At 36.0% G+C, this 12,162-nt stretch carries 13 protein-coding genes; 4 read left to right on the top strand and 9 right to left on the bottom strand.

All coding sequences use genetic code 11. From position 1 onward, the window contains the following. Positions 1-37: 37 nt before the first annotated feature. The 5 genes from ACFOWM_RS13675 to ACFOWM_RS13655 are packed head-to-tail and all read right to left on the bottom strand — an operon-like array spanning position 38 to position 5,384. Positions 38-1,378, bottom strand: a complete 1,341-nt coding sequence (locus ACFOWM_RS13675) for a DUF58 domain-containing protein (protein ID WP_379711108.1) — start codon at positions 1,376-1,378, stop codon at positions 38-40. Next, entirely contained in the window at positions 1,378-2,355 is a 978-nt protein-coding gene (locus tag ACFOWM_RS13670) for an AAA family ATPase (protein WP_379711106.1), read from the bottom strand. The genes ACFOWM_RS13675 and ACFOWM_RS13670 overlap by 1 nt, the downstream gene beginning before the upstream one ends. Then, on the bottom strand, positions 2,355-3,569 hold the full coding sequence (locus ACFOWM_RS13665) for a DUF4350 domain-containing protein (protein WP_379711104.1): 1,215 nt from the start codon (positions 3,567-3,569) through the stop codon (positions 2,355-2,357). The genes ACFOWM_RS13670 and ACFOWM_RS13665 overlap by 1 nt, the downstream gene beginning before the upstream one ends. A gap of 2 nt (positions 3,570-3,571) precedes the next feature. Further along, entirely contained in the window at positions 3,572-4,387 is an 816-nt protein-coding gene (locus tag ACFOWM_RS13660; protein ID WP_379711102.1) for a hypothetical protein, read from the bottom strand. Further along, on the bottom strand, positions 4,377-5,384 hold the full coding sequence (locus ACFOWM_RS13655) for a stage II sporulation protein M (protein ID WP_379711100.1): 1,008 nt from the start codon (positions 5,382-5,384) through the stop codon (positions 4,377-4,379). The genes ACFOWM_RS13660 and ACFOWM_RS13655 overlap by 11 nt, the downstream gene beginning before the upstream one ends. Before the next feature lie 131 nt (positions 5,385-5,515). Between ACFOWM_RS13655 and ACFOWM_RS13650 the strand changes: the two genes are divergently transcribed. Further along, positions 5,516-6,301, top strand: coding sequence for an RDD family protein (locus ACFOWM_RS13650; protein ID WP_379711098.1), 786 nt, complete (start codon positions 5,516-5,518; stop codon positions 6,299-6,301). An 87-nt stretch (positions 6,302-6,388) separates the two neighbouring features. Here the strand turns inward: ACFOWM_RS13650 and ACFOWM_RS13645 are convergent, their stop codons facing one another. Then, entirely contained in the window at positions 6,389-6,706 is a 318-nt protein-coding gene (locus ACFOWM_RS13645) for a hypothetical protein (RefSeq protein ID WP_379711096.1), read from the bottom strand. A gap of 256 nt (positions 6,707-6,962) precedes the next feature. Here ACFOWM_RS13645 and ACFOWM_RS13640 point away from each other — a divergent pair, with 256 nt between their 5' ends. Beyond that, positions 6,963-7,244 (top strand): hypothetical protein, encoded by a 282-nt coding sequence (locus ACFOWM_RS13640; RefSeq protein WP_379711094.1) that lies wholly within the window; start codon positions 6,963-6,965, stop codon positions 7,242-7,244. A gap of 214 nt (positions 7,245-7,458) precedes the next feature. On the opposite strand, the gene ACFOWM_RS13635 is transcribed toward ACFOWM_RS13640, so the two are convergent. The 3 genes from ACFOWM_RS13635 to proS all read right to left on the bottom strand — a co-directional run bounded on the left by ACFOWM_RS13635 (position 7,459) and on the right by proS (position 9,704). After that, complete coding sequence (locus ACFOWM_RS13635) at positions 7,459-7,809, bottom strand: CCC motif membrane protein (protein ID WP_379711092.1); 351 nt, start codon at positions 7,807-7,809, stop codon at positions 7,459-7,461. An 11-nt stretch (positions 7,810-7,820) separates the two neighbouring features. Next, positions 7,821-8,129 (bottom strand): DUF2752 domain-containing protein, encoded by a 309-nt coding sequence (locus tag ACFOWM_RS13630; protein ID WP_379711090.1) that lies wholly within the window; start codon positions 8,127-8,129, stop codon positions 7,821-7,823. Between the two features lie 96 nt (positions 8,130-8,225). Beyond that, complete coding sequence (proS, locus tag ACFOWM_RS13625; RefSeq protein ID WP_379711088.1) at positions 8,226-9,704, bottom strand: proline--tRNA ligase; 1,479 nt, start codon at positions 9,702-9,704, stop codon at positions 8,226-8,228. A gap of 187 nt (positions 9,705-9,891) precedes the next feature. Between proS and ACFOWM_RS13620 the strand changes: the two genes are divergently transcribed. Continuing rightward, positions 9,892-10,479 (top strand): nitroreductase family protein, encoded by a 588-nt coding sequence (locus ACFOWM_RS13620; protein ID WP_379711086.1) that lies wholly within the window; start codon positions 9,892-9,894, stop codon positions 10,477-10,479. A gap of 36 nt (positions 10,480-10,515) precedes the next feature. After that, positions 10,516-12,144 (top strand): acyl-CoA carboxylase subunit beta, encoded by a 1,629-nt coding sequence (locus ACFOWM_RS13615; protein WP_379711084.1) that lies wholly within the window; start codon positions 10,516-10,518, stop codon positions 12,142-12,144. The last annotated feature ends 18 nt before the right edge of the window (positions 12,145-12,162 follow it).

The following is a 12,162-nucleotide window of genomic DNA, read 5'->3' as shown; positions in this document are numbered from 1 at the left end:
TTTTTTGCGAAAGTAATTAATAAATTGAAAAGCACTTTTATAATACTTGCTTGGCCTTTAAATCCAAATATTTATTAATACTATTTATGGTTAAGTTTTGGGGGGAACTAATGATAGAAGTAATACCGTATTGCTGCAATTCTTTCACCACCATTCGTTTTTCATAAGCTAGTTTTTCGGCAATGGTTTTTACATATACATCTTCAATATTAAAAGCTTTAGCTTGCGATAATGCAGTAAGGGCTGTGTTTTCAAAAAATACCACTAATAATAAATGGTGTTTTGCAATAGAGCGGAGGTAATTCAATTGTCGCTTTAAACCATTAAGCGATTCAAAATTGGTATATAAAATTAATAAGCTACGTTGCTTTATTTTGCTACGCACTTGCATGTATAACATTTCAAAATCACTTTCCATAAAGTCAGTGTTTTCTTTATACAGCACCTGCATAATATTTTCCCTTTGTATGGGCTTTCTATCTGCTGCAACAACGCTACCCATTTTATTAGAAAAACTAATAAACCCAATTTTATCTTGCTTTTGCAAACAGGTATTGGTTAATGCTAAAGTGGCATTAATGGCATAATCGAGCAACGTCATACCCTCAAAAGGCATTTTCATGAGCCTACCTTTATCAATAATACAATATACTTGTTGCGATTTTTCATCCGTATAATTATTGACCATTATACCACCTTTACGGGCAGTAGCTTTCCAGTTAATCGTACGAATATCATCACCCATTACATATTCTTTAATTTGCTCAAACTCCATACTCTGCCCTATTTTACGCATCACTTTGCTACCATGTTCGCTAATAGTAGTTTGAGAAATTAAACCATGTTTACCTAAGTTAGTAAACGATGGATATACCTTAACATTTATAGCAGCATCAACCAAAGTTTTACGTTCAACAAAACCAAGTTGCGATTGTATAAATAAAATGATGTTGCCAAACTGATAAACGCCACGTTGCAGCGGTTTAATTTGGTACTGTAATGTACCCCTCTCCTTTGCACCTAAAGTTTGTTGCATTAAAAAATTACGTTCTTGAAACTGCTGTGGTAACTCATCAATGATTTGTAATTGTATTACGAAGGGCATCTTATTAAAAATGCCAATGCTCACCGTGTGAGTATCACCATTACTTAACCGATCGTTTACTTGCCGGGTTACATGTGGATCTTTAAACAATAAAAAAACAACAATATAATCAGTAGCAACTAAGAGCAAGATAATAGTGAGTGCAATATTGCTTATAACAAAAAGCGCAGGTACAAAATAAGCTACTACGTACAGCAAGGCGCAAGCGCTTAAGGCTACATAAAAACGCAGCGTTACAAATAAGTTACCTATATATTTTTTATACAAACTCATTAACGAGGTACTTCAATAGATTTTAAAATGCTATCAATTAATTGATCAGGAGCTACACCTTCCATTTCTTTTTCGGGTGTTAACATAATACGATGGCGCAATACATGCGGTGCCATGGCTTGTACATCTTCAGGTATTACAAAATCTCTTCCATTAAGGGCTGCCGTAGCTTTAGCCGCTTTTAGTAATGCCAACGATGCCCTTGTTGAAGCACCTAAATACAAGGCTGCATTATTACGGGTTTCGTTTACAATGGTGGCAATGTAGGCAATCAATTTAGCATCGATGTTGATTTGCTGTACCAATGCTCTGTAACCGGCTATTTCTTGTGCAGAAATTATTTTATGAGCATGTTGCAATAACTCTTGTTGTGTTTTGCCCTGCTGTTGGGTAAGTATGGTAATTTCTTCTTCTAACGTAGGGTAACCAATTTCAATTTTGAATAAGAAACGATCGAGCTGTGCTTCGGGTAAACGATATGTACCTTCTTGCTCAATAGGGTTTTGGGTAGCCAATACCAAAAACGGATATTCCATTTTATGCGTAAAACCGTCTACGGTAACTTGACGCTCTTCCATTACTTCAAACAAGGCCGATTGGGTTTTGGCTGGTGCTCGGTTAATTTCATCAATTAAAACGATGTTGCTAAAAATAGGACCAGCTTTAAAATAAAAATTACCTTCTTTTGGGTTAAAAACGGCAGTACCTATTACATCACCAGGCATTAAATCAGGCGTAAACTGTAACCTCGAAAAATTAACATCAATAATATGTGCCAATAATTTTGACGCCAATGTTTTGGCCACCCCGGGCACACCCTCTAATAACAAATGCCCATCGCACAACAAACCAGTTAATAACAAATCAACTACTTGTTGTTGGCCTACAATTACTTTACCAATTTCGGCACGAATAATTTGTAACTTTTGATTGAGTTCGGCTACCGGACTCGTTTCTTGAAATAAAATATCTTCCATTATGATTGATTTTTTTGGAATGTTTCAATAAGATGATTGAGTTGTAACAGTTGTTCATCTGTTACCTTAATTGTATTTTCAATTTGATGAATTTTTTTAATGAGTGGTGTAGTTATATCAATGGATACACCTGATTTTCTGCTCAATGTTGCTGCAAAATGTTCATCTTGCAATTGAACTTGAATAAAATATTTGCTGCGAATTTGTTCTTTAAAATAAGTGATTATTTTTTCGGCAATATTATCATTGTCTTTTTTTGCTAAATATAAACCAGCAATAGCTTCTGCAAAAGCCACACTATTGTTTTCGTTCGGTTTTATTATTGGTACAATACGTTGTTTGCGTTTACTGTTAAAAAATAAATACAGTAACAACAACGCTAGTAATATGTAAAATGCTTTTGCTAAAGCTGGATATTTGAGTATGGTTGATAAGGTTGAACCATCACTATCGTTATTAGAAACGTAGTTTTTGCCCACATAATAATTATCCCAATAAATATAGTTAGGCGTTTCAGGAAACATTTTTATAAACTGTTGTAAGTACAAATAATTATTTTTTTGCAACAAAAAATAATTGCTCAACGTACGAGGTTCGCAATGAAAAAATATACGCCCTTTACCCCAAAAAAATACAAAACAATTGGCTTTGTTGTAGGCGTTGTAACCTACTACCCTTGCATATAATCCATTTAATTGCGAAAAATTATTTTCGAATGGATAAAAGTAATAGCCATAGGTTTCATCATATAAATTAATAGCATCATTAAAAGTGGTAACACTATTTTGGAACGAAGGTTTGCTGAAACCATAAATACCATTATAATTCACTTGTTTACAATACAGCCTATTCAGTAATAAGGTATCAAATTTATTAGCAGCAATAAAAGCAGTATTACCTTTTTCAACAAAATTGAGCAGGGCATCAATATCGGCATTGTTTACATAATAATTACGACTGATGTTAATGTACAACGAATTAGTATCTGCTGTATATGAATAATTTTCAGCAAACTCTTTTTGACTTAACTCGATGCTATTATCTGTATAAGCATTTTTAAAAATTGAATATGCCACTGCAGCACCAAAAGGCCTACTGTCTTTATAGCCGTAGGTTTCCTTTAAATCAGGCATATTGGCTTTGTTATTACCACAACCGATGGTTAAAAAAGCAACCACAAAAAAAATAATGATATGTATAGTAAACTTATACAAGCCTATAATTGATTTAAAAATTGTTGATATTGTTGTTGAATTTGATTGAACACATCGTTACTAATGGGTGTATTACCGTACCAAACGTATTCATAATACATGGCTAATTTGGCAAATTGATTGCGATGTTGTGCAGGCAACTCACTCATATAAATGGCATTGGTTTTATCAGCAGTATAATGAATCAATTCTTTTTGATGCAGGGTTTGAATGGTTTTTAAAAACAAATAACGCATGGCCATTTTTAAATTACCAGCTTGGTATGCTTTGTTTAACAGGGTATCAAAATCATTTTCCATAGAATCTTCCACCACCTCTTTTTCAACAACTTCAACAAGCTTTTTAGAGCTGCGTTGAAATATGCCTTTATTTAAAAACAATTGGTAAATGATATACAATACCAATAAAATAGCAGCACTCCACAAAATACCTTTAAGCCAAAGTGAGTTAAAAACATTTTCAAAAAAACCACCGCCGCCAGTGTCTTTTATAGGTATTTGTTTTACAGATGAGGCTTCTTCCTCTTGTTGACTACGTAGCTGCTTTTCAATATTTTTAAGCCAACTATACGCCGGTTTATTTTTTAAAGCAATGAGTGAATCTTTATCAACCATACGTTCATTAAAACTAACGCTGGTATCACCTATAACTTCTTCAGCAAAATCGTTGTAGGCGCTATCAGGTTCATTGTAGTTGGTAATTTCATCTATTTTATAAACAGAATCTATCGTTGTGATGGTTTCACTTGATTGTGCTTGCACATTTTGCAATAGCAACAACCCTACAAAGGTTATAAATAATGTTAGGCTATTTTTCATCTTCATTTAAACGGGCTACTATACCTTCTTTCTTAATAAAGAAACCTTTGTTATGTAATTTAATAGGCCAAATAATAAAGTACCAAATAATTAAAAATGCTGAAGCTGATAATATTAAAACACTTACCCATGCTGGCATACCGCCGGGTGCCCGGTCGTAAGTTTCACTCATTAAATGGGTGATATAACTTTCTAAAAATGCAGCAGCAATAAAAAACGGTATTAAACAAATTAAAATTTTTGCAGCATCTTTTGCATTGCGTTTAAATGACTCCATACGTTTGTATGTACCGGGGAACAAAATACCATTCGCTAAAATAAAACCAGCTGCACCTGCAATTACAATAGATGATATTTCAATGGTACCATGTATCCAAATCACTAAAATAGATTTTATACCGAGGCCGTTGGCAAAAAATATGTATTGAAAACTACCTAACAATAAACCGTTGCTCCACAATAAATTTAAGGTTAAAATACCCAAGGTAAAGCCCCCAATAAAAGTTACAAATGCTACCCTAATATTATTGAAAGCAATGCGGATAAACATGTTAAACTTACTATCATCTTTATACACACCAAATGGATCACCTTTGGCAATGTTATCTTCCGTCATGCGTACATAATCATCACCCAAAATACCTCTTACAAAATCAGGATCTTGAATGGATGCAAATACACCAATGGCAACAAAAACAGCAAACAATATAAACGTAAATAAAAAAGTACGATGATGGCGACGAATAATTAGCGGTAATTCATATTTAAAAAAACTAAATATGCGACTGTACTTTTCTTTTTTATTAATATAAATTTTTTGGTATACACTAGCAGCTAGTCCGTTTACCCATAATGTAGCTTTACTACGAGGATAAAATGTTTTAGCATAAGCCAAATCGTCCATTAAAGTAATGAAACGTTCGGCTGCTTCATCAGGGTTTGATGGGTCTTCCTGTTGGTAGGCTTTCCACTTTTCAGCATTCTTCTTAATAAACATCGCCTCCCTCATAAAAATAGTAACGTAGGTTGTAGGTATGATTTTGTAGGTACAATTTCATGTATTTTTATTTAATAAAAAAATATGCTTTTTGTACTTTAAAATAACTAAGTAGGTAAATTGCAAATAACATGGCATCTGTACAAATAAATACCGCATTTAATGTAGCCCTTGATTTTGAAATAGCCCCATTTCATAAACGTTTGGTAGCCTACTTTATTGATTTTATTTTGTTATTGACATACCTCTACTTTTGGAAGTACATGTTGTATGATGTAATGAACCTCGGCGTTAGAGAGCATATGGGGTTAGATATTTTACTAATATCAGTACCAATGTTGTTTTACTCTTTGCTAACGGAGTTGTTGATGAACGGACAAACGATTGGTAAAAAATTAATGGGTATCAGGGTAATTAGTTTAGATGGTGGCGAACCTACTTTAGGACAGTTTATGTTACGGTGGATCACCAAGTTTTTTGAGTGGCCTTTTCTTTTCGGGTACATTTACGCATCGCACATTATGATTATCATTTTTGCATTGTACACTTGTTTTTTTGGAATTGCAGTGGTTATACTAATTATAGCAACAAAAAACAGTCAACGCTTGGGCGATTTAGCGGCAGGTACCGTTATTGTAAATGCCAAAACAAGCATGAATATTAACGATACTATTTTTATGGAGATAGATGAAGCCACGTACCAAGTGAGCTTTCCGCAGGTAATGCAGCTTTCTGATAACGATATTAATACCATTAAAACCGTAATTACCCAAGCTAGAAAAAACAATAACCACAACGTGGCTATTAGAATTGAGTACAAAGTAAAAGATGTACTTAAAATAGAATCAAGACTTTCATCAGTTGACTTTTTAGAAAAGTTGATGGAAGATTATAATTACTTAGCAACGAAAGAATAGAACAAATAGATTACTGGTAATTGATAATTGAAGAGCAGTTACAACAATTGGTTATGACCAGTTGAAACGACCATTGGTATATCGCTTCTACATATCTGACCTTAAAATTTGCCTAGATTTTTCAAGACCATAGAAAATTAAATCATTGGTGAGGGAAACCACCACTGCATTTTTTACCAATAATTTACTTGCTACTCTTTTAGCTAGTAAAGAAATGTCAACTGTATTTTTATCGGATTCAATATAAAATTTTCCTTGCGGTAAAATGTATGAGTCGCCTGATTTTGCTACTATTTTATTTGAAAATCCTTCACTAAGCATCAAATCATTTAGTTTATTATAAAAGGAGGTAATGCCATTAGCACCTTCGAGGTCAATAGTAATTAAATAGTGGTTTACTAACATATTTAGGGGGTATGTTATGGGGTTAAAAAAATAAAATTACAATTAACTAACTAACATTAGTTACATTATTATGAGCAATTTTACATAAATCATACCATTAATAATGATAAGCAATTGCTTTTACAAGTATTTAACCAAAGGGTTAGATATGAGCTACATTGTTGAATAGCCGACCAAAATGAAGTAAGCTGTTAAGGAATAATTTATTACAGGGGCGAATTCACTTTTTGCAGGATGTTATTCACTATTTGCAGGGGTGAGTTCACGGTTTACAGGGGTGAGTTCATTGTTTGCAGGAGCTCGTTCACTGTTTGCAGGACTGAGTTCACTATTTGCAGGGGTGAGTTCACAGTTTGCAGGGGCTCGTTCACTATTTGCAGGCCCCAGTTCACTGTTTGCAGGACTGAGTTCACTATTTGCAGGGGTGAGTTCACTTTATACAGGACAAAGTTCAAGGTGTACTACTGCCAAGTTTCTTGAATTTAAGAGCCAAATTTATTGCTGTGCTGTGTTGTTTCAACACGAACAAGACAAATAGTAAAAGTTGAAAATAGTACAACCGCCCAATGGCTTCGGGATAGCAGCGGATAGCCCGGAACCCGAGGTACGAGGGTGAGGACTTGTAGCGAATAGCCCGACACCGCTGCTGATTGATACGCTACTGTTGACAGCCCCCCACATAAATAATATCGGTAAAACAAATAAGCACCTCTCTAAAGGTGCTTATTTTATTATTAAATGAATTGACGATATTAATATTTACCACCGTTGCGAACGGCTTCCATAAAAAATGCACCAAAAAATATGATATAAAAAATAATGATCAATAAAATAATAGCACCAATAACCAACCCAATGATAGAGCATATTCTGCCAGAGTTACTAGTACTTAAACTTGCTGGGGAATATACGCCAGGGTTATCGTTGTACAACCTACGATCTTTATTGGCTAATACTAAACCAATAATACCGCAAATAACACCTACAAAACCATAACAAAAACCACCAAGTATGGAAATAATACCAAGTACCAAAGAGGCCGTTGCATTGGGTAAATTAAGTTGTGGTTGATCGTTGGGGGTTAAATAATTTCGTTGATCCATTAGTAAGGAATTTAAAATGTTAGTTTATAAATGTAAGATAATATGATTATGCTAAAAATGAACAGCAATCCATATTTTAATAGCAACTGCTGTTGCACCACCGCCCAACGCTGGTTTACAACCACCAATAACAACCAAACGATAATAGGAATGAGTGCTGGATAGTACTGTACACTTTGCCACCACTGCCCTTGCAACAAAGCAATGGCACTGCGTTGCAACCCACAACTAGGGCATGCCACCCCAATTGTGCTTTTTACCAAACAAGGCAATTGGTGCTGCGTAAGCCATTGCGTTATGTTTAATAAAATGGTTTGCATACTGGCTATAATTTTAAAAAATCGCTACAACCCCTACCCCTCATTCATCATTCCTCATTCCTCATTCATAATTCCGCATTCATCATTCATCATTCATTAATAAGCCCTAGCAAATAACACCCTTTGCGTACTCGGATTACCCGTTAACACACAAACACCAGCTTCGGCTACATTATTTAATGGTATACAACGAATGGTTGCTTTTGATAGTTCTTTAATTTTTTCTTCTGTTTCAGGCGTACCATCCCAATGTGCTGCTACAAAACCACCCTTATTTTCTAACACATCCATAAACGCATCCCAACTATCTACAGGGGTAATATGTTCATTACGAAACGCTAAGGCGTTGTTGTACATATTCTGTTGAATAGTGGCCAATAATTGGTGTAAGTAGGTTGCTAATCCGTCCATTGAAACGGTTTCTTTGGCTTTGGTATCTCTACGGGCTACTTCTACTACATTATTTTCAAGGTCACGTAAACCCATGGCTACTCTTACAGGTACGCCTTTTAATTCGTACTCAGCAAACTTCCAACCTGGTCGTGCATTATCGCTATCATCGTACTTTACACGAACGCCCAATGCTTTTAATTCAGCAACCAAAGTAGCTACTTTACCATCAATAACTGGTTTGCTATCGTCGCCTTTATAAATAGGTACAATCACCACTTGTATAGGTGCAATTTTGGGTGGCATCATTAAGCCTTGATCATCGCTATGAGCCATTATTAACGCACCAATTAAACGGGTAGATACACCCCAACTGGTTGCCCATACATACGCTTGCTTGTTATTTTTATCGCTGAATTTTACATCAAAAGCTTTGGCAAAATTTTGTCCTAAAAAGTGGGAAGTACCTGCTTGCAGGGCTTTACCATCTTGCATAAGTGCTTCAATACAATAAGTATCTTCAGCCCCTGCAAAACGTTCGTTGGCTGTTTTTACACCTTTAATTACAGGTACGGCCATATATTCTTCTACAAAATCGGCATAAACATCAAGCATTTTTACAGTTTCTTCTACAGCTTCTTCTTTAGTAGCATGGGCTGTATGACCTTCTTGCCATAAAAACTCCGCAGTACGTAAAAACAAACGGGTACGCATTTCCCAACGTACCACATTGGCCCATTGGTTAATGAGGATGGGCAAATCACGGTAAGATTGAATCCAGCCTTTATATGTATTCCAAATAATGGCTTCGCTGGTAGGCCGTACCACTAATTCTTCTTCTAGCTTCGCCTCAGGGTCAACAATTAATTTGCCTTTATTGTTAGGGTCGCTTTTTAAACGGTAATGGGTTACCACTGCACACTCTTTTGCAAAACCTTCTGCATTGGTTTCTTCTGCTTCAAACAAACTTTTGGGCACAAACAAAGGAAAATAGGCGTTTACATGTCCGGTTTCTTTAAACATTTTGTCTAGCTGGTCTTTCATGTTTTCCCAGAGTGCATAGCCGTAAGGTTTAATAACCATACAACCCCTCACCGCTGAGTGATCGGCCAATTGGCTTTTTACCACAAGCTCATTGTACCATTGTGAGTAATCGTCGGCCCTTTTTGTAAGTTCTTTGCTCATAAAATTTGTATCTGTATAAAATCAAAATAAAGTTGCCTTATAGCAACGTTGTATAGTGGCGAAGATAACACTTGCTTATAAATTTAACGAACCACTTTTAAGGAAAATATATAGTGCAGCATGGATGGGTTGTTTTGTTCATCAAAAAATAGATACATAAATATACTTCTGCTGCTATCTTTGCCGCATGCAACATGATTTTATAAAGGCATTTAATGAACTTATTGTTACGAGGCGGTCTATTTTTCCTGATCAATTTGAAGCAGGTGCCACCGTTGACGATGCTGTTATTGAGCAAATTTTAACCAATGCCACCTGGGCGCCCAACCATGGTAAAACCGAGCCTTGGCATTTTACTGTTTTTACAGGTAAGGGGCTCGAAGTATTGGCAAAACACCAAAGCCAATTTTATAAAGACAATGCCGGTGATAACTACGTAGAAAGCAGGTACCAAAAACTACTGCAAAATCCTTTAAAAGCTTCGCATGTAATTGCTATACAAATGGTACGCACTACCACCAAAAACATTCCTGAAATTGAAGATATTGAAGCCGTAGCTTGTGCTGTGCAAAACCTTCATTTATCAGTACATGCCTATGGGTTAGGTGGCTACTGGACCACCGGAGGTATTACCTACAAACCAGCAGCTTGGTCGTTGTTGGGTATAGAACCACCCAACCAATTACTCGGCTTTTTTTACATAGGCAAAATTGCTACACCAAGCACCAATGCCAAACGCAAACCACTTGCCGAAGTAACACAATGGATACGATAAACTATAAAAATATTACCACTTTAAATATTACTACAAATGGATATTCAATTCAATAAAAACGAAGACGAACAAAAACTAGCTTGGAGCCAAGTGCAACGTCAATTGGAAAAAATTTATGAAGGTGGCGGTAAAAAAAGCATAGCCAAACAAAAAGAAAAAAACAAGTTGGTAGCAAGGGAACGCATTGCATATTTATGTGACCCTAATACGCCGTTTATTGAAATTGGTGCTTTTGCTGGCTTTGAAATGTATGAAGAACAAGGCGGTTGCCCTGCTGGTGGTACCGTTAGCGGTATTGGTTATGTAAGTGGCCGGCAATGTATTATTGTAGCCAACGACCAAACTGTAAAAGCTGGTGCTTGGTTTCCTATAACGGGTAAAAAGAATTTACGCATGCAAGAAATTGCTATGGAAAACCACTTACCCATCATTTATATTGTAGATAGTGCTGGTGTATTTTTACCGATGCAAGATGAAATTTTTCCTGATAAAGAACATTTCGGTCGCATATTTAGAAACAATGCCAAAATGAGTGCAATGGGCATTACCCAAATTGCAGCCGTTACAGGTGCATGTGTGGCAGGTGGTGCGTATTTGCCTATTATGAGTGATGAAACATTGATGGTAAAAGGTGCAGGCTCTATTTTTTTAGCAGGTCCTTACCTCGTTAAAGCTGCTATTGGTGAAGATATTGATGCAGAAACCTTAGGAGGAGCAGGCACACATAATGAAATTAGTGGTATTGCTGATTACCAATTTGATACCGAAGAAGCTTGTTTAGACCAAGTAAAACGCATTATCAGCAAACTAGGTAAACCAGCCAATGCAGGTTTTGATAGAATAACGCCTGTGTTACCTGCAAAAAACACCACTGATATTTATGGCGTTATTGCTGCAGATAACAGCAAACCTTATGATGTGTTAGATGTTATTAATTGTATTGTGGATGCTGATAGTTTCGATGAATTTAAAAAAGATTATGGCAAAACCATTACCTGCGGTTATGCTCGGGTAGATGGTTGGGCCGTGGGCATTGTAGCCAACCAACGCTTAATTGTAAAAAGCAAAAAAGGCGAAATGCAATTAGGTGGTGTTATTTACAACGATAGTGCTGATAAAGCAGCTCGTTTTATTATGAATTGCAACCAAAAGAAAATACCATTGGTGTTTTTGCAAGATGTAACAGGCTTTATGGTAGGCAGTCGCAGCGAACACAGCGGCATCATTAAAGATGGCGCTAAGTTGGTGAACGCAGTGGCAAACTCTGTAGTGCCAAAAATTACCATTATTACTGGTAACTCATATGGAGCTGGTAATTATGCCATGTGTGGTAAGGCCTACGATCCACGTTTTATTTATGCTTGGCCAGGCGCCAAAATTGCGGTAATGGGTGGCGAACAAGCAGCTAAAACCATGTTACAAATACAAGTAGGTGCCATGAAGGCAAAAGGACAAGAAGTGACACCCGAAGAAGAAAAAAATATTTTAGATAAAATAACAGCTAAATATGTGCAACAAACCAAAGCACAATATGCTGCGGCACGTTTGTGGGTAGATGCTATTATTGACCCTGCTCAAACAAGGCAAGTGATTAGTGAGGGTATTGCTGCAGCCAACCATAACCCTGATATTGCTGAATTTAAATCGGGTGTTTTTCAAGTATAAGTGATGGCATTTTTAACA

Origin of the sequence: Ferruginibacter yonginensis (genome assembly GCF_042651465.1) — a bacterium.
Lineage (GTDB): Bacteria > Bacteroidota > Bacteroidia > Chitinophagales > Chitinophagaceae > Ferruginibacter > Ferruginibacter yonginensis.
This window is presented reverse-complemented; position numbering and strand designations above follow the sequence as displayed.

What these genes read in the sequence shown, in the direction of transcription:
- ACFOWM_RS13675 (WP_379711108.1), bottom strand. Translation starts at nt 1,378, where the DNA reads ATGAGTTTGTATAAAAAATATATAGGTAACTTATTTGTAACGCTGCGT.
- ACFOWM_RS13670 (WP_379711106.1), bottom strand. Translation starts at nt 2,355, where the DNA reads ATGGAAGATATTTTATTTCAAGAAACGAGTCCGGTAGCCGAACTCAAT.
- ACFOWM_RS13660 (WP_379711102.1), bottom strand. Translation starts at nt 4,387, where the DNA reads ATGAAAAATAGCCTAACATTATTTATAACCTTTGTAGGGTTGTTGCTA.
- ACFOWM_RS13655 (WP_379711100.1), bottom strand. Translation starts at nt 5,384, where the DNA reads ATGTTTATTAAGAAGAATGCTGAAAAGTGGAAAGCCTACCAACAGGAA.
- ACFOWM_RS13650 (WP_379711098.1), top strand. Translation starts at nt 5,516, where the DNA reads ATGGCATCTGTACAAATAAATACCGCATTTAATGTAGCCCTTGATTTT.
- ACFOWM_RS13645 (WP_379711096.1), bottom strand. Translation starts at nt 6,706, where the DNA reads ATGTTAGTAAACCACTATTTAATTACTATTGACCTCGAAGGTGCTAAT.
- ACFOWM_RS13635 (WP_379711092.1), bottom strand. Translation starts at nt 7,809, where the DNA reads ATGGATCAACGAAATTATTTAACCCCCAACGATCAACCACAACTTAAT.
- ACFOWM_RS13630 (WP_379711090.1), bottom strand. Translation starts at nt 8,129, where the DNA reads ATGCAAACCATTTTATTAAACATAACGCAATGGCTTACGCAGCACCAA.
- proS (WP_379711088.1), bottom strand. Translation starts at nt 9,704, where the DNA reads ATGAGCAAAGAACTTACAAAAAGGGCCGACGATTACTCACAATGGTAC.
- ACFOWM_RS13620 (WP_379711086.1), top strand. Translation starts at nt 9,892, where the DNA reads ATGCAACATGATTTTATAAAGGCATTTAATGAACTTATTGTTACGAGG.
- ACFOWM_RS13615 (WP_379711084.1), top strand. Translation starts at nt 10,516, where the DNA reads ATGGATATTCAATTCAATAAAAACGAAGACGAACAAAAACTAGCTTGG.